Below are 24430 nucleotides of genomic sequence, written 5' to 3'. Positions count from 1 at the left end.
GTCACGCCTCCATGTTCGGCAGGATGGCCGGCAGCACCCCGGCCGCCGCGGCGATCGCGGCGGGGGTGGTGTCGAGGTGCTCCAGCAGCCCGTCGACGTACGAGACGTCGACGCGGACCTTCTGCACGCGGCCGTCGACGTCCCGCATGACGAATTCCCGGAAGCCGAGCCGGGTCGCGCTGGTGGCGTCGGCGGTGGAGAGGGATGCCAGCGTGGCCTCGTAGCCGTCGTTGACGGGTACCCGGAGTAGACGGAGCGCTTCGGAGGCGATCTCCGCGTCCTCGGCGATGCGGCCGACGAAGACGGTCGAGACCAGGTTCTGCACGTCGAGGCCGAGGATGTCGCGCGGGTTCTGCGAGGCGACCAGCGCGGCGAGGTTCCACTTGCGGGAGTCGCGGGCGAGCCGGACCAGGAACGACCGCCCGGAGCGCCATCCCTCCATGAAGTGCGCCTCGTCCAGGCCGACCAGCTTCCGCGACGACATGGAGCCGCCGTAGCAGCGGCGTACGGCCAGCCGGTGTGCGGTGTGCAGCATGGGCAGGGCCAGCGACTCCTCGGCGGACCAGTATTCCCGCTCGATCTTCAGGTCGGGCAGTCGCAGCCCGGCCATGGTGATCACGGTGAGGGCGGCGTCCGCGCCGAGCAGCCCCTCCGGCGGCCGGCCGAAGAAGAGCATGGCCAGCGGCATCTCGGCGGTGTCCAGCAGCAGGTTGGCCAGCTCCTTGCCGGCGTCGTCGTCGAGCTGGCTGAGGCAGGCGACCACGTCGTCGAGGGTGGAGGTCTCCTCCGCCGGCACCTGGCGTACGGCGTGGCGGAAGAGGGTGGCGGTGGACGCCTCCCGGGCGACCTGCGGGGGCACCAGCATCATGCAGATGTCCTGCACCAGCATCCGCCGTTCGGCACGGGCGTTGGAGACCGCGATCTCGAACTCCCGGTCGCCGGCGGCCCCGGTGCCGAACTCGCTGCGAAGTGGCGTCGGGATGAGCGAGTACGGGGCCAGGGTGCCGTGCTCGGAGCCGGTCAGGTTCAGCACCCGCGCGTACGGCCGCAGCTCCGGCATGGCGCAGAGGCGGGCGAGCGGGCCGGACGGGTCGAGCAGCGTCACCTGCACCCCGCGCCGTGCGGCGAGGTAGCCGAGTGCGCCGAGCAGGGTCGACTTGCCGCCGCCCGGCTCGGCGACGAAGACGGCGAGCCCGGAGCGTTCGCGTACTTCCATCGGGAAGTGCAGGTCGAGGAAGACCGGCCGGCGGCAGGTGCCGGCGGTGCGCCCGATGAGGTCGCCGCGCCGGTCGCCGACGGTGCTGGCGGCCTGGGGAAGCGCGGCGGCGAGCAGGTTGACCGGCATCCGCCGGACGTAGCCGGTGTTGGCGATCGGCTCGCCGGGGATGAACTCGCGGGCCAGCCAGTCCTGGTTCTTCGGGTGTTGCAGCGAGATCCGCAGCTCGCGCGAGTAGAGCTGGATGAGCCGGCGGGCCCGCTCCAGGCACTCCTCGCGGTTGCGGCCGCCGACGGCGATCCGGTGCCAGCCGTGCGCGCGGGCGGAGTCGACCGGCAGGCCGGTGGTCATCTCGTCGCCGATCACCAGGGCCCGCTTGGCCAGCCGCTCCAGCTCGGGCGGGGCGTCGATGCCGTGCTCGGCGTAGTCGAGCTGCTGGGAGCGGATCATCCGCAGCCGGTGCTCCAGGTTACGGAAGGAGTCGCCGGAGCCGAGGATGTCGACGCGGGTGGAGAGCTCCATCGGCCACGGCAGCCGCTCGTGGAAGTGCAGCCAGGGCTCGTGCCGCTCGGGGATCTCCAGCGGCTCCATCCGGCCGACCGCCAGCACGGCGACGTGCCGTTCCTCGCCGGTCATCCGGTTGACCAGCTTGACGGTCGAGCCGTACGGGGTGCGGTAGCGCTCGACCTGCTCGGTGAGGGCGAGCAGGTCGCCGCGTTCCCACCGGCCGTCGGTGAGCGGGGAGAGTTCCCCGGGTGGCGCCATGCACAGCGCCACCGAGCGGTAGAGCAGCCACTCCAACTCCTGGGCGGTGACGCGCCGGCCGCGCATGCCGAACGCGCCGAGCACCTCGTCGAACTGCTCGACGGTGCGGCCGAGCTTGCGGCGTTCGCCCTCGGCGACGCCCCGGCCGAAGGTGCGCAGCAGCCGTTCGGTGAGCGAGTCGCCGAGGGAGCGCCGGGCGAAGGTGACGCCGAGGTAGGTCTGCCCCTCGGCGTGGTTGACCGAGAGCAGGTGCCGCTGCGCGGCCACGAGGTGGTCGCCCCAGCCGGCGGTGCCGGGCACGTCGGGCAGCGGCGAAGGGGTGTGCGCGTCGATGGTGCGGGCCCACTCGTCGGCCGGGAAGGGCCGGGTGGTGCGTCGCAGGTGCAGCCGGAAGCCGGCGAGCCCGGCGTACTGCTCGGAGATCGCCGACAGCAGCGCCTCCCGTTCCGCGTCCGGGCGGAACGCCCAACGCACCTCCGGCAGCCAGTACCAGGCGGTGACGGTGTTGGGGGTGAAGGTGAGGTGGCCGGCGATCTCGGTGATGGCCAGCTCGACCGCCGGGTCCCGGTCGCCGAACTTGATCTTCGGAGCCTTGACCCGGACGGGCTTGGTGGGCTGGCTGCGCCGGCCGGCGGAGCGCTGCCGGGGCGGCGCCACCTCCCGGCCGGCCCGCTCCGGCGGGCGCTTCCCGGTGCGGCGGGGCGCCGGCTCGGACGCCGGGTCCGGCGCGGACGGGTCGAGCGGTGCCGGCTGTTGGAGAGGTGCCGGATGGGACGACGGCGGTGCCGCCGCGACGGGCGGCACGCCGGCCGTCGCGTCCTCCGCCTCCGCCGGTGGGCGGAGCGTGGGCAGCCGGTCCCCGGACTGGTGCGGCACCCGGGACCTGGCCGGCCGGACGGGCAATTCGTATGCGTCGGCCGAGGGCTGGTCGGCAACCCGTGTGTCCTGCGGGGACGTCCGGTGGGCCGGGTGACCGGTCCGGTGGGTCATGTCTGCCGGATGGCCGGCCCGGGAGGCGTCGGCCGCGTGGCCCGCCCGTGCGGGCGGCGGCAGGGGGGCGGCGGGAACCGGCGGGAGCGCGGCCGGGGCCGGTGCGGAGGTCGACTGCTGCCCGATGGCGGGTTGCTCGCGTCCGCTGGACCGCTGCGGGGGCGCCGCCGGGCGGGTCACGCCGGGGCGCGTGCCGCCGAACAGGTCGAGGAAGGGCGAGTCGATGTCGGCGCCGTCGCCGACGGGCTGCGGCTCGGCCGGCGGCGTCCGGCGCGGCGCCGGACGGGGTGCCTGGAACACGCCCACTCCGCCGTGTCCGGGTGTCGTCACCAGGGCCGGGTCGAGGACGACCTCGTCGGCCTCGGGCTCGTCCGGGTAGTCGAACGACCGCGCACGGTTACCGTGCGGGACGGCCGGACGCCCTGCCGGGGAACCCGGCGTGGAACTGCGATTCATGCGACCGCCTCATCCGCGTCGTTCGACTGCCTGGTCGGGGTGCGACCGGTCATGCCAGTTCCTCCCGGATCCTGATCCGACTGCCGACCAGGCGGGGGTCCCGCTGCTCCGCGGCCGGCTCCCGGGTCCGCCGCCAGTCGGTCAGCGCGGTGCGGATCACCATGCGCGCGGGCCGGTCCGGGTCGACGTACCGGAAGATGAACGAGGTGCTCACGATGGCGAGCGCGATCTCCCAGGCGGGGAAGAGCTCCACCTGCAACGTGAACAGCCAGTGGATGAACATGTAGAGGGGAACGAGCAGCATGAACAGCCCGTACTGGGCGTACGGCAGGTGGACGGGAAGGGTGTAGCCGGGCGGCCCGAGGTAGACCAGGCGAGCCCGGTAGATGTCGTCATCGGTGCGCAGCCGCATCTCGTGCCCGCGCCTATTCGAAGATCAGGTCGATCAGGTAGTCGCCGATGAAGAAGAGTGTGGCGGCTCCGGCGATGAAGGCGAGCCCGACGATCGCGATCGCCGAGCTGGTGAGGACCTTGGAGATCTCACCCCGGCTGGCCCGTCCGATGAAGATGACGCCCAGCACGGCCAGCAGGATCGGTGCGATCTTGCTGGCGAAGAACGTGACGACACCCTCGGTGTCGATGCCCTTGGGCGCGGGCTCGGCGAGTGGAGTCGACGCCAGGGTGGAGAGCGTGTGGGCGGCGGCGGACGTCGCCGTCTCCATCAGCTCGATGGCGATCACTGGAACCTCCCCAAGTCGCGGCCGGCGGCGCCGCGGTGGTGCAGTAGGCATGCCTGGCGGGAACGGTGCTCCCTGTGCGCAGCGTCGGCGACCCTGCGTTCGTTACCCACCACGGAGGGTGGTGAGCTTTGGGCGGATTTTCCCGCTTCGGCCCTCCCTCCAGGCTTCGCCATCTCGATGCCGGGCAATTCCAAAGCGTACGGGCACCCACTGTTTGCGACAAGCCGCGAAGAGTCTGCCCGATCCGACCCGGACGACCGATCGTACACCTGTTCGAATGCGCATGTCACCGCCCTCGACCCGGCCGGTCCGGGGCGGTCCGCGCGACCGGTACCGTCTAGCCGTGACCGATCTGGTACGGGCCTCGGACCCGGTGGTGATGGGCGTCCTCAACGTCACGCCCGACTCCTTCTCCGACGGCGGACGGTACGCCGACCTCGATGCCGCCGTCGGACACGGCGTGCGGTTGCGGGCCGAGGGCGCCCACCTGGTGGACGTCGGCGGTGAGTCCACCCGGCCCGGTTCCGACCGTGTCGACGCGGCGACCGAGACGGCCCGGGTCGTCCCCGTGATCCGGGAGCTGACCGCCGCCGGCGTGCCGGTCAGCATCGACACCACCCGCGCGCGGGTCGCCGAGGCGGCCCTCGCCGCCGGTGCGGCCGTGGTCAACGACGTCTCCGGCGGCCTCGCCGACCCCGACATGGCCCGCGTGGTGCGCGACGCCGGCTGCCCCTGGGTGCTGATGCACTGGCGGGGCCACTCCCGCCAGATGGGGGAGCTGGCCCGCTACGGCGACGTCGTCGCCGACGTGCGCGCCGAGCTGCGCCACCGCGTCGACGAGGCGTTGCGCGCCGGGGTCGGCGCCGACCGCATCGTCATCGACCCGGGCCTCGGCTTCGCCAAGACGGCCGCGCACAACTGGGAGCTGAGCAGGCACCTGTCCGACCTGCTGGACCTGGGGTTCCCGCTGCTCTTCGCGTCCAGCCGCAAGTCGTACCTGGGGCGGCTGCTGGCCGGCCCCGACGGCGCCCCGCGCCCCACGGACGGCCGCGACGTGGCCACCGTCGCCACCAGCCTGCTCGCGGTTGCCGCGGGCGCCTGGGGCGTACGCGTGCACGACGTCCGGGCCACCGTTGACGCCCTCGCCGTCTGGCATGCCACGGGCGCGCCCCGCCTGGCGTCCGCGTCCACCGGCGGGGCCCCGGCGGCCCACGCCGGCGCCGGCCGGGACCGCACCGCCGACCACGGAGGAGACCGATGACCGACCGGATCCAGCTGACGGGCCTGCGGGCGCACGGCCGGCACGGGGTGTACGACTTCGAACGCGAGCAGGGGCAGGACTTCGTCGTCGACGCCGTGCTGGAGATGGACCTAGCCCCGGCGGCCTGCTCCGACGAGGTGGGCGACACCGTCCACTACGGCGAGTTGGCCGAACGGCTGGTCGCGGTGGTGACCGGCGAGCCGGTCAACCTGATCGAGACGCTCGCCGACCGGCTGCTGACCGTGTGCCTGGCCGACCCCCGCGTCGAGGTCGCCACGGTCACCGTGCACAAGCCGGAGGCGCCCGTGCCGCACGTCTTCACCGACGTGGCCGTCACGATGACGCGGCGGCGGGACCGGTGACCCGCGCCGTCCTCTCCCTGGGCAGCAACCTCGGCGACCGGCTGGCCCACCTGCGCTCCGCCGTTGCGGCGTTCGGCGACAGCGTGCTGCTGGTCTCCGGCGTCTACGAGACTCCACCGTGGGGGGACGCGGACCAGCCCGCGTACCTCAACGCCGTGCTGCTCGCCGAGGACCCGGCCGCGGGCCCGTACGACTGGCTGGAGCGGGCCCGGGCGGCGGAGCGCGCCGCCGGGCGGACCCGCGACCCGCAGCGGCGCTTCGGGCCGCGCAGCCTCGACGTCGACGTCGTCGCGGTGTGGCGCGACGGCGACGAGCCGGTGCTCAGCGACGACCCCGAGTTGACCCTGCCGCACCCCCGGGCCCACCTGCGGGCCTTCGTGCTGCGGCCGTGGATCGACCTCCAGCCCTACGGGCGGCTGCCCGGGCACGGCTGGCTGACCGACCTGCTCAACAACGGTCCCGCCGCCGACGACGCGCTGGATCTGCGCCCCCGGCCGGATCTGGCGATAGAGTCGACGGCATGACCCAGTGGAGCCGGCCGGCATGACGCAGGCGCAGTCCCCAGGACCCGGCGGGACGGGCCCCGAGCGGTCCCGGATGGGCCCCACCCGGGCCTCCACCCTGCTCGTGGCCGGCCTCGGCGCCGCCGCGCTGGCCTGGCTGCTGATCAGCACCCTCTACTACGACTACCTGCCGCAGCTGCCCTGGCTGCCGGTGGTCACGCTCGCCGCGCTGGCCGTGCTGGAGGCGTACGCCGCGGCCAACACCCGGGCGCGCATCGAGCGCCGGCCGGGCCGCGATCCGGTCAACCCGCTGCTGGTGGCCCGGTTCGTGGTGCTGGCCAAGGCGTCGGCGCTGGCCGGCGCGATCTTCGCAGGTTTCTACGCCGGGCTGACCGGCTGGCTCTTCGTGGAGCGCACCGACGCCGCGGTGGGCGACCGGCCGGTCGCCGGAGCCGGCCTGCTCGCCGCCCTGGCGCTGGTGGCGGCGGCGCTCTGGTTGGAGCGTTCCTGCCGGGTGCCGGAGCAGGAGGACGACGAGGACCGCGAGCCCGGCAACCGGGAGGGCCGCCCCGGCCCGCGCTGATCCCGGGGGTTACGCCCGGCCTTCCACGCGGGTACGGTGCCTGCGACCGGAGAGCAACGCCGCCCCGGTCCGCCCGTGCGTCGGACCTGGCTGTACGGGCGGCCACGTGGGAGGCGGCGTCATGCGGTACGACGAACCGGGGCGGGAGCCGTCCCCCGAGCCCTCGTCCGGCATCCCCGCCTCCGTCCTGGAGAACGTCTTCGACGACCCCGCGCACGGCGAGCCCGGGCGCGACCGGTTCGCCGTGCACGTCGTCTGGGAACTGCTGCTCCTGGCCGGGCTGGGCGTCCTCGCGTACCTGCTCTGGGCGGAGGAGCCGGCCTCGCTGCGCGGCGACGCGCTGCGTTCCCTGCTCCTCGACGCGGTCGTGCTCGGGCTGCTGGCGCTGGCCGCCGGGCTGACCCTGCGTACGGCGGCGGTGAACCTGGCCGTCGGGCCCGTGGCGGTCGCCGCCGCGCTGCACGTGGCCGAGCAGGGCGACCGGGGCGTCGGCGCCGCCGTCGGCCCGGCCCTGCTGGTCGCCGCGCTGGGCGGGCTCGCCCTGGGGCTGGTGGTGGTGGTGCTGCACGTTCCCGGCTGGGCCGCGTCCCTCGCCGGCGCGGGCGGGGTGATCGTCTACATCCAGCAGCGTTCCGCGTCGGTGCTGCCGCAGGGCGACTACGACCCGGAGCGGGGCGCCCTGCACCTCTTCGTCGGGTTCGCGGCCGTCGCGGTGCTCGGCGGCCTGTTCGGGTCGGTGCGGGCCGTCCGCCGGGTGGTCGGCCGGTTCCGCCCGGTCGTGGATCCGGCCCGCCGCCGGGGCGCGGTGGCGGCGGTGGTCACCACCGGCGCGTTCGTCGGCTCCACGGTGCTGGCCGCGCTGGCCGGCATGCTCGTCGCCAGCCGGGACCTCGCCCCGGTCGCGCCGGACCCCGGGCTCGACTGGACGGTGCTCGCGGTCGGCCTGGCGCTGCTCGCCGGCACCAGCGCCTTCGGCCGGCGCGGCGGCGTCTTCGGCACGCTGCTGGCGGTCTGCCTGGTCACGGTCCTCCTGGCGTACGCGAGCGCCCGCGGCTGGACGGTCAGCCGGTGGGCGGTCGGCGCGGCGGCGCTCGGCGTCGGGCTGCTGGTCACCCGGCTGGTGGAGGCGTACGGGCGGCCTTCGGCCGGCGCGGCGGCGGAACCGGTCCCCGCCGGGGACGCCCGGATCGGCGGGGGCTGGACGGCGCCCCCGGCCGACCCGGTCGGCGACTGGCCGCCCGCCGTGCCGAGGCGACCCTCCGAGAGCCCCGTGGACCCCTGGAGCGACCCGGGCTGGGAGAACGGCCCACGCCGGTGGGACGCCGGTGAGCGGTGAGCCGGCGCCGCGTCCACCGGGCCGGAGGTGATCTCGCCGGTTAGGCTCGGCGACATGACCGACACACCATCGACCTCCGCCGGCCCGTCGTTCGAGGAACTCGACGCGTTGTCCACTGAGGAGCTGCGCGAGCGGGCGTTCGCGGTCGCCCGGGAGCGCCGCGACGTGCGCTTCTTCTGGTCAGTGCTGCGGCACCTGCCGAACGCGGACGAGGCCGCCGCCCTCGACGGCGCACCCAACTCCGTGGGGCCGACGATCGACGAGGCCGCGGCGCTGTGGCGGGAGCTGACCGGGCACGGCTACGAGGAGTCGGCGCCGCTGCTGCGGGCCGCGTTCATCGACTACCTGATGAAGCACCCGCGACGGTGACGGCGACCGACGGCCCCGGGCAGGTTTGCCTCCCACGGTCCGCCGGGAACTGACCCGATCATGGCGCTCACCAACCCGCCCCGGACCGGCGGTCGCTACGGGACGGCGGCGGGCACGGGCGCACTCGCGGCCCTGCTGCTGGTCGCGGTCTGCGGCAGCCCGGCGTACGTCGGCTGGGCCGCCAGCACCGACCCGAACTCCGCCGGCGGCTGGTACCTGCAACTGCTCTCCTGGCCGGCGTGGCGCTTCGACGGCGACGGGGCGACCGGCGGCCTGCTCGTGGCAAACCTGCGGGCCGTCCTGCTGGTCATCCTCGCGGCGCTCTTCCTCTACCTGCTGCCCACCTCGCAGGTGGCCCGGGTGCAGGGGTCGGGGACGCAGTTCTTCTCCGGCTGGGCCGCGTACGTCCTGGCCAGCGGGTTCGCCTCGCTGATCGCCGCCTTCCTCGGCCCGGAACCGGCCCTGCTCACGGCGATCCAGGCGGGCGGCGCCGGCGCGACCTACGGCTTCCTCTCGGGCTGGATCATCGGCGCGGCCAGCCTCGGCGGTCGCGCCTGACCGGCCGCCGTCCACCCGCTCGGGCCCGCACCCTTCGAGGGCGCCTCACCCGGCAGCCCTCACCCCTCGCGGTCGCCCAGTTCGAGCAACCGCGCCCGGCTGAGTACGCCGACCGGCCGTCCCCCGTCGGTCACCACGATGCGCTCCGCGGCCGAGCTGAGCAGCGTCCCCAGCGCGTCGTACGCCGAGCCGCCGAGCGGCATCGTCGGCAGCCCGGCCACCCCGGTCTCGGGCAGCGGCTCGACGGTCTCGCCGGTGACCGGGGTGACGGCCAGCCGGCGGATGCCCCGGTCGGCGCCCACGAACTCGCGTACGAAGGGTGTGGCGGGGGCGCCGAGCACGGCGGCGGGGGTGTCGTACTGCTCCAGCCGCCCGCCCTCGGAGAGCACCGCGATCCGGTCGCCCAGCCGGACCGCCTCGTCCAGGTCGTGGGTGACCAGCACGATGGTCTTGCGCACCTCGGCCTGCAACCGGAGGAACTCCTCCTGCAACCGGGTCCGCGCGATCGGGTCGACGGCCGAGAACGGCTCGTCCATCAGCAGCACGACCGGGTCGGCGGCCAGCGCCCGGGCCACCCCGACGCGCTGCCGCTGCCCGCCGGAGAGTTCGTGCGGGTAGCGGCGGCCGAAGGTGGCCGGGTCGAGCCCGACGAGTTCCAGCAGCTCGTCGACGCGGCGGCGGCTGCGCTCGCGGGGCCAGCCGAGCAACCGGGGCACGGTGGCGACGTTGGCGCTGACCGTCTGGTGCGGAAAGAGCCCGACGTTCTGGATCACGTAGCCGATCCGGCGGCGTAGCCGGACCGGGTCGACCCGGGTGACGTCCTCGCCGCCGAGCAGGATCCGGCCGCCGGTCGGCTCGATGAGGCGGTTGACCATCCGCAGCACGGTGGACTTGCCGCAGCCCGACGGTCCGATCAGCACCGCCAGTTCGCCGGCGGCGATGTCCAGGCTCAGCTCGCGTACGGCCTCGGTGCCGTCCGGGTAGCGCTTGCGGATGCCCTCCAGCACGATCGACGCCGCGCGCGGTTCGGCGGGGGCGGTGCCCTCCGGGGTAACGTCCACACATGTCCTTCCGCCTGAGCTACCGGGCCGACCCGGGTAACCCGTGGTTCTCCTGGCAGTACGTGCGGGACAACTCTGACACGATCCTCGCCGCCGTGCGTGAGCACGCCTCGCTGACTGCTCGCGCGGTGCTGATCGCAGCCCTGATCGCGCTGCCGCTGGCGGTGGCCGCGTACTGGTACCGCTCGCTGGCCGGGCCGGTCCTGGCCCTCACCGGGGTGCTCTACACGGTGCCGTCGCTGGCGCTCTTCGCGTTCATCGCCCCCTACCTGGGCATCGGCGCGCTGACCGCGCTCAGCGTGGTGGTCCTCTACGCGCTGCTGGTGATCGTCCGCAACGCCGTCGCCGGGCTCAACCAGGTGCCCCCCGAGGTCCGCGAGGCGGCCGAGGGCATGGGGTACGGCCGCTGGGGCCGGCTGTTCCGGGTCGAGCTGCCGCTGGCCCTGCCGGGAATCCTCACCGGGCTGCGGCTGGCCACCGTCTCCACCGTGGCCCTGGTGACCGTGGGCGTGGTGATCGGGCGCGGCGGTCTCGGGCAGCTCATCTTCGCCGGCTTCCAGAACAACTTCTACAAGGCGCAGATCATGACGGGGACGCTGCTCTGCGTCCTGCTCGCCCTGGTGCTCGACCTGGTGCTGGCGGGGGCGGGCCGGCTGCTGACCCCCTGGCTGAAGCGGGCCCGGTGAGCGCGAGGAACGCAGCGCAGCGGAGTCCCGCAGTCGCGAACGAGAGGCGGGCCCGGTGAGCGCGAGGAACGCAGCGCAGCGGAGTCCCGCAGTCGCGAACGAAAGGCGGGCCCGGTGAACCCGGTCGAGGCGGCGTTGGTCTGGCTCAACGATCCGCTCAACTGGACGAATCCGGGCGGCATCCTGGACCGGCTCGGCGAGCACCTGTCGATGTCGGCGGCGGCGGTGGCCCTCGGCTGCCTGGTCGCCTGGCCGATCGGGCTCTGGCTCGGGCACACCGGCCGGGGCGGCGGCCTGGTGGTGCTGGTGTCCAACGTGTCGCTGGCCGTGCCCACGCTCGCCCTGCTCACCATCCTGCCGCTGACCTTCCTCGGCTTCGGCCGGCCGTCGGTGGTGGTCGCGCTGGCCGTGTTCGCGGTGCCGCCGCTGCTGGCCAACGCGTACACGGGGGTGCGGCAGGCCGATCCGGAGGCCCGGGACGCGGCGCGCGGGATGGGTTTCTCCGGCTGGCAGTTGCTGCGCCGGGTCGAACTGCCGCTGGCGGTGCCCTACCTGGCGGCCGGTTTCCGCACGGCGGCGGTGCAGGTGGTGGCGACCGCCGCGCTGGCGTCCTTCGTCAACGGCGGTGGCCTGGGCCAGATCATCCGGGCGGGCTTCGGGCTGGACATCGCGGCCGGCGGCGGACAGATCATCGCCGGCGGCGTGCTGGTGGCCGGGCTCGCCATGCTGCTGGAACTGGTACTGGCCCTGGTCGAGCGGCTGGTCACGCCGCGCCCGCTGCGAGCGGACCGCCGTCGGGCGCGCCGCCGGGCGGCGCAAGCGGTGGCCGGCGGCTGAGCGTCTCCGCCCACCCCCGTCGCGGAGACCGAGCGGGCGCGCGGCGGCGAATCCGGTTCACCTCCGGTGACGATCCGGTGACGAACTCCGCCTCGGGTTGTCGGTCCCGCGTGGAAGATGTTGGGGTGGGAAACCGGGCGGTCGCACAGCGGGCGCCCGTGGCAGACAGCGGGCGGCCGGACGAGATCGCCCGTCGGACACGCGGCCGGCCCGGCAGGGTCGCGCCGGGACACGGAAGGCGGGCACTGGATGCGCGCACGTACACGCCTGGCCGTCGGTGCGGTGGGAGCCCTCGCCGCGGCGGGGATGCTGACCGGCTGCGGCGACGCCGGCTCCTCCGGCACGGACGCCCCCGAGCAGGCGGCCTCCGGCGCCGGCTGCGCGCCGGTGGCCGGTGACCAACTCGTCGTGCTCGACGACGACAAGAAGCTCCAGAACACCGACAACGTCATCCCGGCGGTCAACGCCGACGCGGCCAACCCGCAGTTGCTCGCGGCGCTGGACAAGGTCTCGGCCGCGCTCGACACGCCGAAGCTGATCCAGCTCAACAAGGCCGTCGACGTCGACCGCAAGACCGCGCAGAAGGCGGCCGAGGAGTTCGCGGCGGCCAACGGCGTCACCACGGGCATCGCCAAGGGGCCCGGCGGCCAGATCGTGATCGGCGCGGCCAATTTCACCGAGAACCAGATCCTGGCCGAGCTCTACAAGATCGCCCTGACCGCCGCCGGCTACGACGTTAAGGTGCAGCAGATCGGCAACCGCGAGCTCTACGAGCCGGCCCTGGAGAAGGGCGAGATCCAGGTCGTCCCCGAGTACGCGGCGACCATGGCCGAGTTCCTCAACACCAAGGCCAACGGCAAGGACGCCCAGCCGGTGTCCTCGCCGGAGCTGGAGAAGACCGTCGCGGCGCTCAAGGCGGCCGGCGACAAGGTCGGCCTCGTCTTCGGCACGCCGGCCGCGGCCCAGGACCAGAACGCCTTCGCCGTGACCAAGGCGTTCGCCGACAAGTACGGCGTGCGTACCCTCTCCGAGCTGGCCGCCAAGTGCTCGGGCCAGGCCACGGTGCTGGCCGGGCCGCCGGAGTGCCCGCAGCGGCCGAAGTGCCAGGCGGGGCTCGTCCAGGTCTACGACTTCAAGGCCGGCTCGTTCAGCTCGCTGGACCAGGGCGGCCCGCAGACCAAGAACGCGCTGAAGACCGGGGCCGCGAGCGTGGGCCTGGTGTTCTCCTCGGACGGCGCGCTGGCCGTCGGCTGATCCCGGCCCGGCCACCGGCGGCGTTTCGTCGCCGGTGGCCGGCGTGGCGTTCGGCGGTGAAGATGCCGGATGCCCCGTTCACCCTTTCCGTGGCGGCACGACCCTCGGTAGGCTGCGGACCCATGCCAGCCCCGGTCGCCCCCGCCGACAAGCGCAGCCCGTCGCTGCTCACCATCCTCTTCTGGGTCGGTGTCGCCCTGGCGCCGGTGGCGGCGTTGATCCTGCTCGTCGCCGACGGCAACGGCCCGCTGCGGTTCGCCGCCGTGCTCGCCATCATGGCCGTCGTCCTGATCGGCCTGTCGATCGCGCTGCGCGCCGACGGCGAGGGTCCGGCCCGGACCGAGGAGCTGCTGGACGAGATCGAACAGCTCCGCCGCGAGCTGCGCGGGGAGATCGTGGCCGCCGCCCAGCGCGGCAACCAGGCACTCGACGACGCCCGGCGGGCCCAGGAGGAGGTGGCCGCGCTGCGCCGACGGCTGGACGCCAGCAGCGCGGCGCTGGCCGGCGTCGCCGCCCCGGCCGGCGCAGGCCGCGCTCGGGCGGCCGATGACCCGGGCGCCGGCCGGGCGCGGGCAGCCGTCGACGACGCGGGCTTCGGCTGGGCAGCCGTCGACGACGCGGGGGCCGGCCGGGGGCGGATGCCGGACCAGGACGACGTGGCGCCCCGGCGGGGACGCGCCGACCGGGACGACGAGGAACCCGCCCGCAGGCCGCAGCCGGTTCCGCCCGCCGAGCGGTCCGCGCCGGCCGGCGGCTACGGCACCGAACGGACGGCCGGGGCACCGGCTGGCGGGTACGGCCAGGAGGCCCCGGCGCCCACCGGCGGGTACGCGGGCCGGCCGGCGCCCGGCGGCACCGCCGGGGTGTACGGGGCGACCCGGCCGGCGGAGCCGGGCAGCCAGCCCGGGGCCCGCCCGCTCGGCGTGGTGCGGCACACCGAGACCGTGCACGTCACCACCCGGCACACCATCGTCGACGGCTCCGCGTCCGTGCCCGCCGACCGGGGCGCCGGGTACGGCGGCGGGTACGCGGGGCGCTGGTCGCCGGCGCCGGAGGAGCGGCCGTGGTCGGGCGAGCAGGACGACCGTTCCTGGGCCGGTCCCGGGCACGCCGAGGTCGACGACCGGTCCCGCCGTGGCGACCGGCCGCCCCGGGACGACGACGGCCTGCGGCCGGGCCCCGGATCCGCCCCGGACGACCGGAGCCGCCCGGACCAGCCCGGCGGCGGGGAGTGGTCGGCCCAGGGCGACGACCGGGACTGGTCCGCCGCACCCGGTGCGCGGGAGCGGTCCGCCGGGCGTGCCGACCGGGAGCGGCCGGGTCGGCACGACGGGCGCGGGCAGCAGTGGGACGCGCCGGCATCCGCCGGACCGGGCTGGGGGGCGCCGGCCGGACCGTCCGGGCGCGGCCGGGCGTACGCGCCCGACGAGGCGGGCGGGGAGCAATGGTCGCAGCTGAGCGCCGGGGACCGGTGGGCGGCCGTGCGGGACGACGAGCGGGGCCGGGAACTGCGGGTCGGGGAGCGGCGCGCCGAGGTGCACGCCGACGCCAGCGGCACCGAGTACCGGGTCGCGGACCGCTGGGCGGCGGTCCGCCGGGACGAGCCGCGCCGGGGGCCGGAGCGGGGCGACGACGGGTGGCGCGGCGGCTGGTCGGAGACGGACGACGCCCCGGCACTGCCGGCCGGCGGGGTGCCGGTGCCCGACGAGTGGCGCCCGCCCCGCCAGCGGGGACACCAGCCCGAGGCGCGGCACGACGCCCGCCAGCCCGAGGCGTACCGCCCCCGCCGGGCGGAGCCCGAGCCGGAGCGGTACGGCCGGCGGCAGGAGGAGCACTACGGCTACCCGCCGCGGGACGACGAGCCCCGTGGGGGCGGTGCCCGCCCCACCGACCGCTGGCGCTGAGCCCCCGGGTCAGCCCTTCGCCGGCGCCCGGGAGATCGTCGACGTCGGGCGGGGACGGCATGCCCGGCCGGCCCGCCCGCGTCTTGGGGCGGTGCCGGGGCGGGTCACTTGTCGATGTCGCCGACCACGAAGAACATCGAGCCGAGGATGGCGATCAGGTCCGGCACCAGGCAGCCGGGGAGCAGGGTGGCCAGCGCCTGCACGTTCGCGTACGACGCGGTGCGCAGCTTGAGCCGCCACGGCGTCTTCTCGCCCCGGGAGACCAGGTAGTAGCCGTTGATGCCGAGCGGGTTCTCCGTCCAGGCGTACGTGTGCCCCTCGGGGGCCTTGAGCACCTTCGGCAGCCGGGTGTTGATCGGCCCGGTGAGCCGGTCCACCCGGTCCAGGCACTGCTCGGCGAGGTCGAGCGAGGCGTACACCTGGTCGAGCAGCACCTCGAAGCGGGCGTGGCAGTCCCCGGCGGTCTTCGTCACCACCGGCACGTCGAGCTGGTCGTATGCCAGGTAGGGCTCGTCGCGGCGCAGGTCGAAATCGAGGCCGGAGGCCCGGGCGACGGGCCCGGACGCGCCGAACGCGGCGGCGTCGGCCGCCGAGAGCACCCCGACCCCGACGGTGCGGGCCAGGAAGATGTCGTTGCGCCGGATGAGGTTGTCCAGGTCCGGCATCCGCCGGCGGACCTCGGCGATGGCGGCCCGGGCCCGGCCCGTCCAGCCGGACGGCACCTCCTCCTTGAGCCCGCCCACCCGGTTGAACATGTAGTGGATGCGGCCGCCGGAGACCTCCTCCATGACCGCCTGGATGGTCTCCCGCTCGCGGAACGCGTAGAACATCGGCGTGATCGCGCCGATCTCCAGCGGGTAGGAGCCGAGGAACATCAGGTGGTTGAGCACCCGGTTCAGCTCGGCCAGCGCCATCCGCAGCCAGGTGGCCCGCTCCGGCACCTCCATGCCCATCAGCCGCTCGACGGCGAGCACCACGCCCAACTCGTTGGAGAACGCCGAGAGCCAGTCGTGCCGGTTGGCCAGCACGATGATCTGCCGGTAGTCGCGGACCTCGAACAGCTTCTCCGCGCCCCGGTGCATGTAGCCGACGATCGGCTCGCAGGCCACCACCCGCTCGCCGTCGAGCACCAGCCTGAGCCGGAGCACGCCGTGCGTGGAGGGGTGCTGCGGCCCGATGTTGAGCACCATGTCGGTGCCGAGCTGCTCCCCGCCGGCCCCGGTGCCGACGGTCAGCTCGCGGAGGTCGCCGGCGTCCGTGGTCATGTCCGTCATCGTGCCATGAACCGCGCCGGGTCGACGCCGACCGGTTGCCGCAGCCACCAGTGCCCGCCCAACCCGGCCGCGTCGGTCAGTTCGGCCACCGCCGACGCGGCGGCGAGCGCCCGCACGTACCCGGCCGGGTCGCCGACGGCCAGGCTCAGCGGCGGTCGCCCGCCGTCGGCCCCGAGCGCCCGCAGCGCCTCCCGCTGCGACCCCAGGTCGTACGCGCACCGCGCGACCCGGGCGCCGGCGGAGGCGACCGAGTCGACGGCGACGTGCGCGGTGACGTCGCGGCTCCCGTCCGGCACCGGCGGCACCTGCCGCCCGCCCCGGTACCCGGTCAGCGTCCCGTCCACGGGCCGGCCGTCGCGCAGGTGCCCGTAGTCCACGGCCAGCGCCAGCCCCCGGTCGACCCTGCGTACCGCCTCGGCCCAGGCGTCGTCCCGGGTCCGGCCGATCTCGGCTCTGACTGCCGCCCGGAACCCCGACCCGGTCGAACCGGTCCCGTCGGTTCCGGCCGCTGGCAGCGGCCACCATCGGGCCAGCCAGTCCGCGTCGGCGCGGTCGACCGGGTCACCGACGGTCTCCTCGCCGGTGGCCGGGTCGACCAGCAGGTAGCGCCAGCCCTCGGCGGTGTGCACCGCCACGTCGAGCGGCACGTTGTCCAGCCACTCGGTGGCCACCAGCAGCCCGCTGATCCCGTCGGGGATCTCGTCGAGCCAGTCGATCCCGTCGGGCAGGTCGGCCGGTCGGGGAGCCTTCTCGACCGCGGTGAGGCGTACCCGGAGGGCGAGCGGAACCGACGCGGAGGGCGCGGGACCGGCGGACGACGGGCCGGACGAGGCCGAGGGTCGGGCGGCGGCGACCCCCAGCGCGGCGGAGAGCGCGCGCAGCAGCTCGCCCCGCCCCGCGCCCACGTCGACCACGCGGAGGTCGGCGGGGTGGCCGAGGGCGGCGTCGACCTGCTCGACGAGCCGCAGCAGCGCGGCGGCGAAGGCCGGCGACGCGTGCGCGCTGGTGCGGAAGTGGCCGGCGGGCCCCGACCCGGAGACGAAGAAGCCGCCCGGCCCGTAGAGCGCCCGTTGCATCGCGTCCCGCCAGCGGATCGACATCGGTTCCTTCCCCACGCGGCGTGCGGTACCGGGCCGACCCTACGCAACCGGTCGGGCCGATCCGTCGTCCCCGGCCGCCGGTGCCATCGGTGAACGTTTTCACACATCCTTGTCCCGCTTCCGTGGCCCCGGCGCATACTTGCGATCGACCGGTACCCCTTCTCGAGGACTGGATCGTCGCCATGAGCGCACCCCTGCGCCCGCGCCCGGCCGCCCCCCACGGGGCCGCCGTCCCGCCGGCCGCCATCCCCCGTTTCCTCACCGTCGGCGTCGTCGGCTCCGGCCGTGTCGGTGCCGTGCTGGGCGCCGCCCTCGCCGCCGCCGGCCACCGGGTCGTCGCCGCCACGGCCGGCTCCGGTGCCTCCCGGGCCCGGGAGGCGCTGCTGCTGCCCGGCGTGCCCCGCCGGTCCGCCGACGCCGTGGCCCGGGCTGCCACCGACCTGCTGCTGCTCGCCGTGCCCGACGACGCCCTCGCCGGGGTGGTCGCCGCGCTCGCCGGCTCCGGCGCGCTGCGCCCCGGCCAGGTGGTCGCGCACACCTCCGGCGCGCACGGGCTGGCCGTGCTCGCCCCCGCCGCCGAGGCGGGGGCCCGCCCGCTGGCCCTGCACCCCGCGATGACCTTCACCGGTACGCCGGACGACCTCGCCCGGCTGGCCGGCATCTCGTACGGGGTGACGGCCCCGGCGGAGTTGCGCCCCCTGGCCGCCCGGCTGGTCGCCGACCTCGGCGGGGTGCCGGAGTGGGTCGGCGAGGCGGACCGGCCGCTCTACCACGCGGCGCTGGCGCACGGTGCCAACCACCTGGTGACCCTGGTCAACGAGGCCGCCGACCGGCTGCGCGACGCCGGGGTGACCCAGCCGGAGAAGGTGCTCGCCCCGCTGCTGCGGGCCGCCCTGGAGAACGCGCTGCGCCTCGGCGACGACGCGCTGACCGGGCCGGTGTCCCGGGGCGACGCCGGCACGGTCGAGCGGCACCTGGCCCGGCTCGCCGCGACCGCCCCCGAGTCGGTCGCGCCCTACCTGGCGCTGGCCCGGCGTACGGCCGATCGGGCCATCGCGGCGGGCCGGTTGCGCCCGGTCGACGCGGAGTCGCTGCTCGGCGTGCTCGCCGGCGACCGACGGCAGGTGGCGGCGTGACCGGTCCGACGGCAGGTGGCAGCGTGGACGGGCCGACGGTGGACGGAGGGGATCACGTGACGGAACTGGTGCACGGCCGCGCCGAGCTGGCGGCGGTGCGCGACGGGCTGAAGGGCACCGTCGGCGTCGTGATGACCATGGGCGCGCTGCACTCCGGGCACGAGACGTTGCTGCGGGCGGCCCGGGAGCGGGCCGACCATGTGATCGTCACGATCTTCGTCAACCCGCTTCAGTTCGGCCCGAACGAGGACTTCGACCGCTACCCGCGCACCCTCGACGCCGACCTGGAGATCTGCCGGCGGGCGGGCGCGGACGTGGTCTTCGCCCCCTCGGTGACCGACATGTACCCGGACGGGCAGCCCCGGGTGCGGGTCAACCCCGGCCCGCTCGGCGAGGACCTGGAGGGGCAGAGCCGCCCCGGCTTCTTCCACGGGGTGCTCACCGTGGTGCTGAAGCTGCTCCAGCTCACCCGCCCCGACCTGACGTTCTTCGGCGAGAAGGACTACCAGCAGCTGACCCTGGTGCGGCGGATGGCCCGGGACCTCGACGTGCCGGTCGAGGTGGTCGGCGTACCCACCGTGCGGGAGCCGGACGGGCTGGCCCTGTCCAGCCGCAACCGCTACCTCTCCCCGGCCGAGCGGGAGGCCGCGCTGAGCCTGTCGGCGGCGCTGCGGGCCGGGGCCGCGGCGGCCGACGAGGGCGCCGACGCGGGGGCGGTGCTCGCCGCCGCGCACGCGGCCTTCGGTGCCGGTACGCCCGGCGCGCGCCTCGACTACCTGGTGCTCACCGATCCGGACCTGGAGCCGGGGCCGGTCTCCGGGCCGGCGCGACTGCTCGTCGCCGCCTGGGTGGGTGCCACCCGGCTGATCGACAACGCGGCGATCCGGCTCGCCCCGCGTTCCTGAACCCGACCCCGCCACCATCCCGCGAAAGGCACCCCGATGCTGCGCACCATGCTCAAGTCGAAGATCCACCGCGCCACGGTGACCCAGGCCGACCTGCACTACGTCGGCTCGGTGACGGTCGACGAGGACCTGCTCGACGCCGCCGACCTGATCCCCGGCGAGCAGGTGGCGATCGTGGACATCACCAACGGGGCGCGGCTGGAGACGTACGTGATCCCGGGCGAGCGGGGCAGCGGCGTGATCGGCATCAACGGTGCCGCCGCCCACCTGGTGCACCCGGGGGACCTGGTGATCCTCATCTCGTACGGGCAGATGGACGACGCCGAGGCCCGGTCGTACCGGCCGCGGGTCGTGCACGTGGACTCCGACAACCGCGTCGTCGAGCTGAACACCGACCCGACCACCGCCGCTCCCGGCACCGCCGGCGCCCCGGTGCCCAATCCCTTCGCCGCCGCCGTCTGAACGGACCGCTTGTCGTCCGCGCCGCGCCCGTTCGTCCCCTCGTGATCCCTAGGGGCGTCCGGGCCGTCGAAGTGGGCGCCTGTGCGGTCTGTCATCGGAAGGTCGTCCCTGGGTAGTCTGGTTGCCCCGTCGACAGACGCGGGTGGCTGGGGGAGGCCGCGATGCGCCGTGCGATTGCCCTGCTCGCTGCCGTCGTCACGGCATCGCTGCTGGCCGGGTGCGCCGACTCGGGCGGGCTGGACGGTGACCTGGTCGACGACTGGCCGGCCATGGCCGCCCCCGGGCCCTTCACCCCCGCCGCCGGGGTGTGCCAGGTCGCCGACTTCGCCGACGTGGTGACGTTGGCCGCGTACGCGCCGGTGGACTGCGCCGCGCCGCACCGGGTCGAGACGGTGCACGTCGGCGCCTTCCCCGCCGGGCGGCCCGCCCCGCCGCCGGGCGGCTCGGCCGAGCTGCGGGGCGCCTTCGCCGACTGCGACACCCGGGCGACCGGTCACGTCGGCGCCGACTGGCGGGCGGGGCGGCTGCGACTGGCGGTGGCGGTGCCGTCCGGGGCGGGCTGGGCGGCCGGCGCCCGCTGGTACCGGTGCGACCTGACCGAGGTGAGCACCGTCGAGGCCGCCGCCACCGTGGTGTTGCGCACCGGCAGCCTCCGGGACGCCCTGCGGGGGCCGTCCCCGCTGCGCCTGGGCTGCCAGCGGGCCCGCGCCGACGGCGGGTCGGTGCGCACGCTGCTCCCCGTCGACTGCGCCGCCCGGCACGACGCAGAGTTCGTCGGGGTGTGGCGGGCGCCCGACCGCCCGTACCCGACCCGCCCCGCCGACTGGGCCCCGCTGTACGCCGGCTGCCGTTCCGTGCTCGGCCGCTACGTGGGGGTGCCCGACGACGCCGACCTGCGCTTCCGCAGCGGCGTGGTGGTCCGCCCGCCGGGGGCCGGCCGGTGGCGCGTCGGCGACCGGGGCGTCCGCTGCTACCTCTGGCTCGACGACCGTACGGTGACCGGCTCGCTGCGGGGCGCGGGCCCGGCGGCCCTCCCGGTCCGGACGCGGTAGCACCCGCCGGTCCGGGCCGCGCCGCGCCGGGCCGGTCCGGGCCGCGCCAGACCGGGCCGCGCCAGACCGGGCCGCGCCGGCCTGCCGCCGTGCGTGGCGTCGGCCGGCGCGTCCGGACGCGATGGCGCGTACCACTCGTCCCGCCCCGGCCGCCCCTCGCGAGGGTGCTTCGGGTTGACTGTGGGCATGGAGCTTCCGACCGTCGACCTGCCGGCGCTGCCCAGACTGCTGGCCGCCCCCGCGCCCGGCTGGGTGGAGACCACCGACGTGATCGTGGTCGGTTCCGGGGTGGCGGGGCTGACCGCCGCGCTGCACCTGCGCGAGGCGGGGCTGCACGTCACGGTGGTCACCAAGGTCAACATCGACGAGGGTTCGACGCGTTGGGCGCAGGGCGGCATCGCCGCCGTGCTCGACCCGCACGACACCCCGGCCGCGCACGCCTCGGACACCGAGATCGCCGGCGTCGGGCTCTGCGACCCGGCGGCGGTACGGGTGCTGGTCGAGGAGGGCCCGACCCGGCTGCGCGAGCTGATGCGGATCGGGGCGGAGTTCGACCGCAACGCCGACGGCTCGCTGATGCTCACCCGGGAGGGCGGGCACCGGGCCGACCGGATCGTGCACGCCGGCGGCGACGCGACCGGGGCCGAGGTGCAGCGCGCCCTGCACGCCGCCGTACGCCGCGATCCCTGGATCCGGCTGGTCGAGCACGCCCTGGTGCTGGACCTGCTGCGCGCCCCCGGCGACTCCCCGGAAGGGCTCGGCGCGGCGTGCGGCATCACCCTGCACGTGCTCGGCGAGGGCAGCGAGGACGGCGTGGGCGCCATCCTGGCCCGCGCGGTCGTCCTGGCCACCGGCGGGATGGGCCAGATCTACGCGGCCACCACCAATCCGGCCGTGTCGACCGGCGACGGGGTGGCCCTCGCGATGCGGGCCGGCGCGGCGGTGACCGACGTGGAGTTCGTCCAGTTCCACCCGACCGCGCTGATCACCCCGGCCGGTGCCGGCGTTCCGGGCGCCGGGCACGCCCAGCAGCCGCTGGTCTCCGAGGCGTTGCGCGGCGAGGGCGCCCACCTGGTCGACGGCGACGGCAAGCGCTTCATGCTCGGGCAGCACGAGCTGGCCGAGCTGGCGCCCCGGGACGTGGTGGCCAAGGGCATCCACCGGGTCCTGCTGGCCACCGGCGCGGACCACGTCTTCCTCGACGCCCGGCACCTGGGCGGCGACTTCCTGGCCCGGCGGTTCCCGACCATCGTGGCGTCCTGCCTGGCCATCGGCGTCGACCCGGCGACCGACCTGATCCCGGTCGCCCCGGCCGCGCACTACGCCTCCGGCGGCGTCCGCACCGACCTGCGCGGCCGCACGTCCATCCCCGGGCTGTACGCGTGCGGCGAGGTCGCCTGCACCGGCGTGCACGGCGCGAACCGGCTGGCCAGCAACTCGCTGCTGGAGGGGCTCGTGTTCTCCCGGCGGATCGCCGAGGACATCGCGGCCGGGCTGCCCGGACAGGCCCAGCCGGCGCCGACGGGCGCCTGGGTCGGCGGCGAGGGCTGGGTGGTGCCGGCCGAGGCGACGCCGGAGCTGCAACGGGCGATGACCCGGGGCGCGGGCGTGCTCCGCTCGGCCGACACCCTCGCCGGGACCGCCGCCGTACTGGGCCGGCTCGGCGAGGGCCGGGGGCGGCCCCGGACGGCCGACTGGGAGGCGACGAACCTGGTCACCGTGGCGTCGACGCTGGTCGCCGCCGCGTACGCCCGCCGGGAGACCCGGGGCTGCCACTGGCGGGAGGACTTCCCGACGGCCGACGAGCGGTGGCACGGCCACCTGGTCGGCGCCGTCGGGGCGCAGGGCCGGCTGACGCAAGCGTGGGAGGGGACCCGATGACGGAGTCGACGGAACGGGCACTGCGGGACGCGGGCCTGGACCCGGCGCAGGTGCGGCGGGTGATCTCCGGCGCGCTCGCCGAGGACCTGGGGCCGGAACTGCTCGACGTCACCAGCGTCGCCACCATTCCGGCGGAGCAGACCGACACGGCCGACCTGGTGGCCCGCGCCGACGGCGTGGTGGCCGGGCTGGCCGTGGCGGCGGCCGTGTTCGAGCTGGTGGGCGAGGCGACCGGCGCCGGCCGTACGGTCGAGGTGTCGGTGGTGGCCCACGACGGAGCGCGGGTGGCGCGGGGCGACGTGCTGGCCACGGTGGCCGGCCCGACCCGGCTGCTGCTGACCGCCGAGCGGACCGCGCTCAACCTGCTCTGCCGGATGTCCGGGGTGGCCACCCACACCCGGGCCTGGGCGGACGCTTTGGCCGGCACCAAGGCGATGGTGCTCGACACCCGCAAGACCACGCCGGGCCTGCGCGCCCTGGAGAAGTACGCGGTGCGCGCCGGCGGTGGCACGAACAAGCGGATGGGCCTGCACGACGTCGCGATGATCAAGGACAACCACAAGTTCGCGGCGGGCGGCATCACGGCGGCCTTCCGCCGGGTCCGGGAGACCTTCCCGGAGGTGCCGGTGCAGGTCGAGGTCGACACGGTCGCCGAGGCCCTGGAGGCGGTCGAGGCCGGGGCGGACTTCCTCCTGCTGGACAACATGACCCCGGAGATGCTGACCGAGGTGGTGGCGTCGGTGGGGGACCGGGCGGAGCTGGAGGCGACCGGCGGGCTGACCCTCGACGTGGCGGCGCGGTACGCGGCGACCGGCGTCGACTTCCTGTCGGTCGGGGCCCTGACGCACTCCTCGCCGATCCTCGACATCGCCATGGACCTGCGCACCGGGTGAACCGGCGGCCGGCCGTTGTCTAGGCTGCGTGCGTGCTGCTCTGCATCGACATCGGAAACACCAACACCGTGCTGGCGACCTTCGACGGCGACAAGCTGGTGCACTCCTGGCGGATCAAGACCGATGCGCGCTCGACGGCCGACGAGCTGGGCCTGAAGTTCCGCGGGCTGCTCGCCGGGGACGCGGTCGAGATCACCGGCGTCGCGGCCTGCTCCACCGTGCCGGCCGCGCTGCGCTCGCTGCGCACTATGCTGTCCCGCTACTACGCGGACCTGCCGAGCGTGATCGTCGAGCCCGGGGTGCGCACCGGGGTGCAGCTCGCCATCGACAACCCGAAGGAGGTGGGCGCCGACCGGGTGGTGAACACCCTGGCCGCCTACACCCTCTACGGCGGGCCGTCGATCGTGGTGGACTTCGGCACCACCACCAACTTCGACGTGATCAGCGGCCGGGGCGAGTTCCTCGGCGGCGCCTTCGCCCCGGGCATCGAGATCAGCTTCGACGCGCTCGCCGCCCGGGCCGCCCAGCTGCGCAAGGTCGAGGCGACGAAGCCCCGCTCGGTGATCGGCAAGAACACCGTCGAGTGCCTCCAGTCCGGCCTCTACTTCGGCTTCGCCGGGCAGGTGGACCGGATCGTCGAGCGGATGATCGAGGAGATCGGCGAGGTGAGCGCCGTGATCGCCACGGGCGGGCTGGCCTCGCTCGTGATCAACGAGTGCCGCACGATCACCCACCACGAGCCGATGATCACCCTGATCGGCCTGCGGATGGTCTACGAGCGCAACATCTGAACCCCGGCCGCCGGAGAGGGCGTGAGTGGGGCCGGTCATGCGGGCGGGTCATCCC

The 24430-nt window shown here is 75.3% G+C and carries 24 protein-coding genes; 18 read left to right on the top strand and 6 right to left on the bottom strand.

The window, feature by feature from the left end:
* Position 1: 1 nt before the first annotated feature.
* From CLT72_RS19745 to CLT72_RS19735, 3 genes are read right to left on the bottom strand one after another with little or no spacing between them, the layout of a single operon-like run.
* Positions 2 to 3427 carry an ATP-binding protein gene (locus CLT72_RS19745; RefSeq protein WP_101413060.1) on the bottom strand — a complete coding sequence of 1142 codons (3426 nt, stop codon included), beginning with the start codon at positions 3425 to 3427 and terminating at the stop codon, positions 2 to 4.
* Positions 3428 to 3476: 49 nt separating this feature from the next.
* Positions 3477 to 3839: a hypothetical protein gene (locus tag CLT72_RS19740; protein WP_089003089.1), complete on the bottom strand. Its 363-nt coding sequence runs from the start codon at positions 3837 to 3839 to the stop codon at positions 3477 to 3479.
* 13 nt (positions 3840 to 3852) lie between these two features.
* Positions 3853 to 4167, bottom strand: coding sequence for a hypothetical protein (locus CLT72_RS19735; protein WP_089003090.1), 315 nt, complete (start codon positions 4165 to 4167; stop codon positions 3853 to 3855).
* A gap of 343 nt (positions 4168 to 4510) precedes the next feature.
* On the opposite strand from CLT72_RS19735, the gene folP reads away from it, so the two are divergent.
* From folP to CLT72_RS19700, 7 genes are all read left to right on the top strand, one after another.
* The gene (folP, locus tag CLT72_RS19730) at positions 4511 to 5428 is read left to right on the top strand and encodes a dihydropteroate synthase (RefSeq protein ID WP_101415271.1); all 918 of its coding nucleotides are present in this window, start codon (positions 4511 to 4513) and stop codon (positions 5426 to 5428) included.
* A complete protein-coding gene (gene folB / locus CLT72_RS19725) occupies positions 5425 to 5790 on the top strand; it encodes a dihydroneopterin aldolase (RefSeq protein ID WP_101413059.1) in 366 nt (121 codons plus the stop codon). Before folP ends, folB begins: the two co-directional genes overlap by 4 nt.
* Positions 5787 to 6314 carry a 2-amino-4-hydroxy-6-hydroxymethyldihydropteridine diphosphokinase gene (gene folK / locus CLT72_RS19720; protein WP_101413058.1) on the top strand — a complete coding sequence of 176 codons (528 nt, stop codon included), beginning with the start codon at positions 5787 to 5789 and terminating at the stop codon, positions 6312 to 6314. Before folB ends, folK begins: the two co-directional genes overlap by 4 nt.
* Before the next feature lie 19 nt (positions 6315 to 6333).
* Complete coding sequence (locus CLT72_RS19715; RefSeq protein ID WP_101415270.1) at positions 6334 to 6876, top strand: DUF3180 domain-containing protein; 543 nt, start codon at positions 6334 to 6336, stop codon at positions 6874 to 6876.
* Positions 6877 to 6997: 121 nt separating this feature from the next.
* A complete protein-coding gene (locus tag CLT72_RS19710; protein ID WP_101413057.1) occupies positions 6998 to 8212 on the top strand; it encodes an ABC transporter permease in 1215 nt (404 codons plus the stop codon).
* 54 nt (positions 8213 to 8266) lie between these two features.
* Complete coding sequence (locus tag CLT72_RS19705) at positions 8267 to 8581, top strand: hypothetical protein (RefSeq protein ID WP_089003095.1); 315 nt, start codon at positions 8267 to 8269, stop codon at positions 8579 to 8581.
* Positions 8582 to 8641: 60 nt separating this feature from the next.
* Positions 8642 to 9139, top strand: coding sequence for a hypothetical protein (locus CLT72_RS19700; protein WP_101413056.1), 498 nt, complete (start codon positions 8642 to 8644; stop codon positions 9137 to 9139).
* Between the two features lie 59 nt (positions 9140 to 9198).
* Here CLT72_RS19700 and CLT72_RS19695 read toward each other — a convergent pair whose 3' ends face one another.
* Positions 9199 to 10200: an ABC transporter ATP-binding protein gene (locus CLT72_RS19695; protein ID WP_101413055.1), complete on the bottom strand. Its 1002-nt coding sequence runs from the start codon at positions 10198 to 10200 to the stop codon at positions 9199 to 9201.
* Positions 10201 to 10202: 2 nt separating this feature from the next.
* Between CLT72_RS19695 and CLT72_RS19690 the strand changes: the two genes are divergently transcribed.
* The 4 genes from CLT72_RS19690 (at position 10203) to CLT72_RS19675 (ending at position 14881) form a co-directional block, all read left to right on the top strand.
* Positions 10203 to 10886 (top strand): ABC transporter permease, encoded by a 684-nt coding sequence (locus CLT72_RS19690; protein WP_089003098.1) that lies wholly within the window; start codon positions 10203 to 10205, stop codon positions 10884 to 10886.
* A gap of 114 nt (positions 10887 to 11000) precedes the next feature.
* Complete coding sequence (locus CLT72_RS19685; RefSeq protein ID WP_101413054.1) at positions 11001 to 11723, top strand: ABC transporter permease; 723 nt, start codon at positions 11001 to 11003, stop codon at positions 11721 to 11723.
* A 249-nt stretch (positions 11724 to 11972) separates the two neighbouring features.
* Positions 11973 to 12977: a glycine betaine ABC transporter substrate-binding protein gene (locus CLT72_RS19680; RefSeq protein ID WP_101413053.1), complete on the top strand. Its 1005-nt coding sequence runs from the start codon at positions 11973 to 11975 to the stop codon at positions 12975 to 12977.
* 122 nt (positions 12978 to 13099) lie between these two features.
* The gene (locus tag CLT72_RS19675; protein ID WP_101413052.1) at positions 13100 to 14881 is read left to right on the top strand and encodes a hypothetical protein; all 1782 of its coding nucleotides are present in this window, start codon (positions 13100 to 13102) and stop codon (positions 14879 to 14881) included.
* 104 nt (positions 14882 to 14985) lie between these two features.
* Here the strand turns inward: CLT72_RS19675 and CLT72_RS19670 are convergent, their stop codons facing one another.
* Together CLT72_RS19670 and CLT72_RS19665 are read right to left on the bottom strand one after the other, a co-directional pair.
* A complete protein-coding gene (locus CLT72_RS19670) occupies positions 14986 to 16155 on the bottom strand; it encodes an NADH-quinone oxidoreductase subunit D (RefSeq protein ID WP_199184604.1) in 1170 nt (389 codons plus the stop codon).
* Positions 16152 to 17255 (bottom strand): SAM-dependent methyltransferase, encoded by a 1104-nt coding sequence (locus CLT72_RS19665; RefSeq protein ID WP_101413051.1) that lies wholly within the window; start codon positions 17253 to 17255, stop codon positions 16152 to 16154. Before CLT72_RS19665 ends, CLT72_RS19670 begins: the two co-directional genes overlap by 4 nt.
* Positions 17256 to 17437: 182 nt before the next feature.
* Between CLT72_RS19665 and CLT72_RS19660 the strand changes: the two genes are divergently transcribed.
* The 7 genes from CLT72_RS19660 to CLT72_RS19630 all read left to right on the top strand — a co-directional run bounded on the left by CLT72_RS19660 (position 17438) and on the right by CLT72_RS19630 (position 24375).
* Positions 17438 to 18391, top strand: a complete 954-nt coding sequence (locus CLT72_RS19660) for a Rossmann-like and DUF2520 domain-containing protein (protein ID WP_101413050.1) — start codon at positions 17438 to 17440, stop codon at positions 18389 to 18391.
* Positions 18392 to 18447: 56 nt separating this feature from the next.
* Positions 18448 to 19296 carry a pantoate--beta-alanine ligase gene (gene panC / locus CLT72_RS19655; RefSeq protein ID WP_101413049.1) on the top strand — a complete coding sequence of 283 codons (849 nt, stop codon included), beginning with the start codon at positions 18448 to 18450 and terminating at the stop codon, positions 19294 to 19296.
* Positions 19297 to 19332: 36 nt separating this feature from the next.
* Entirely contained in the window at positions 19333 to 19758 is a 426-nt protein-coding gene (panD, locus tag CLT72_RS19650) for an aspartate 1-decarboxylase (RefSeq protein WP_101413048.1), read from the top strand.
* A 161-nt stretch (positions 19759 to 19919) separates the two neighbouring features.
* On the top strand, positions 19920 to 20810 hold the full coding sequence (locus CLT72_RS19645; protein WP_101413047.1) for a septum formation family protein: 891 nt from the start codon (positions 19920 to 19922) through the stop codon (positions 20808 to 20810).
* 186 nt (positions 20811 to 20996) lie between these two features.
* Complete coding sequence (locus CLT72_RS19640) at positions 20997 to 22691, top strand: L-aspartate oxidase (protein ID WP_101413046.1); 1695 nt, start codon at positions 20997 to 20999, stop codon at positions 22689 to 22691.
* The gene (gene nadC / locus CLT72_RS19635) at positions 22688 to 23584 is read left to right on the top strand and encodes a carboxylating nicotinate-nucleotide diphosphorylase (RefSeq protein ID WP_101413045.1); all 897 of its coding nucleotides are present in this window, start codon (positions 22688 to 22690) and stop codon (positions 23582 to 23584) included. Before CLT72_RS19640 ends, nadC begins: the two co-directional genes overlap by 4 nt.
* Positions 23585 to 23616: 32 nt before the next feature.
* Positions 23617 to 24375, top strand: coding sequence for a type III pantothenate kinase (locus CLT72_RS19630; protein ID WP_101413044.1), 759 nt, complete (start codon positions 23617 to 23619; stop codon positions 24373 to 24375).
* The last annotated feature ends 55 nt before the right edge of the window (positions 24376 to 24430 follow it).

It is taken from the genome of Micromonospora sp. CNZ309 (assembly GCF_002846525.1).
This window is presented reverse-complemented; position numbering and strand designations above follow the sequence as displayed.

What these genes read in the sequence shown, in the direction of transcription:
- CLT72_RS19700 (WP_101413056.1), top strand. Translation starts at nt 8,642, where the DNA reads ATGGCGCTCACCAACCCGCCCCGGACCGGCGGTCGCTACGGGACGGCG.
- panD (WP_101413048.1), top strand. Translation starts at nt 19,333, where the DNA reads ATGCTGCGCACCATGCTCAAGTCGAAGATCCACCGCGCCACGGTGACC.
- CLT72_RS19680 (WP_101413053.1), top strand. Translation starts at nt 11,973, where the DNA reads ATGCGCGCACGTACACGCCTGGCCGTCGGTGCGGTGGGAGCCCTCGCC.
- CLT72_RS19715 (WP_101415270.1), top strand. Translation starts at nt 6,334, where the DNA reads ATGACGCAGGCGCAGTCCCCAGGACCCGGCGGGACGGGCCCCGAGCGG.
- CLT72_RS19645 (WP_101413047.1), top strand. Translation starts at nt 19,920, where the DNA reads ATGCGCCGTGCGATTGCCCTGCTCGCTGCCGTCGTCACGGCATCGCTG.
- CLT72_RS19705 (WP_089003095.1), top strand. Translation starts at nt 8,267, where the DNA reads ATGACCGACACACCATCGACCTCCGCCGGCCCGTCGTTCGAGGAACTC.
- CLT72_RS19740 (WP_089003089.1), bottom strand. Translation starts at nt 3,839, where the DNA reads ATGCGGCTGCGCACCGATGACGACATCTACCGGGCTCGCCTGGTCTAC.
- CLT72_RS19670 (WP_199184604.1), bottom strand. Translation starts at nt 16,155, where the DNA reads ATGACGGACATGACCACGGACGCCGGCGACCTCCGCGAGCTGACCGTC.
- CLT72_RS19675 (WP_101413052.1), top strand. Translation starts at nt 13,100, where the DNA reads ATGCCAGCCCCGGTCGCCCCCGCCGACAAGCGCAGCCCGTCGCTGCTC.
- CLT72_RS19745 (WP_101413060.1), bottom strand. Translation starts at nt 3,427, where the DNA reads ATGAATCGCAGTTCCACGCCGGGTTCCCCGGCAGGGCGTCCGGCCGTC.
- CLT72_RS19665 (WP_101413051.1), bottom strand. Translation starts at nt 17,255, where the DNA reads ATGTCGATCCGCTGGCGGGACGCGATGCAACGGGCGCTCTACGGGCCG.
- CLT72_RS19690 (WP_089003098.1), top strand. Translation starts at nt 10,203, where the DNA reads ATGTCCTTCCGCCTGAGCTACCGGGCCGACCCGGGTAACCCGTGGTTC.
- CLT72_RS19710 (WP_101413057.1), top strand. Translation starts at nt 6,998, where the DNA reads ATGCGGTACGACGAACCGGGGCGGGAGCCGTCCCCCGAGCCCTCGTCC.
- CLT72_RS19640 (WP_101413046.1), top strand. Translation starts at nt 20,997, where the DNA reads ATGGAGCTTCCGACCGTCGACCTGCCGGCGCTGCCCAGACTGCTGGCC.
- nadC (WP_101413045.1), top strand. Translation starts at nt 22,688, where the DNA reads ATGACGGAGTCGACGGAACGGGCACTGCGGGACGCGGGCCTGGACCCG.
- folB (WP_101413059.1), top strand. Translation starts at nt 5,425, where the DNA reads ATGACCGACCGGATCCAGCTGACGGGCCTGCGGGCGCACGGCCGGCAC.
- CLT72_RS19660 (WP_101413050.1), top strand. Translation starts at nt 17,438, where the DNA reads ATGAGCGCACCCCTGCGCCCGCGCCCGGCCGCCCCCCACGGGGCCGCC.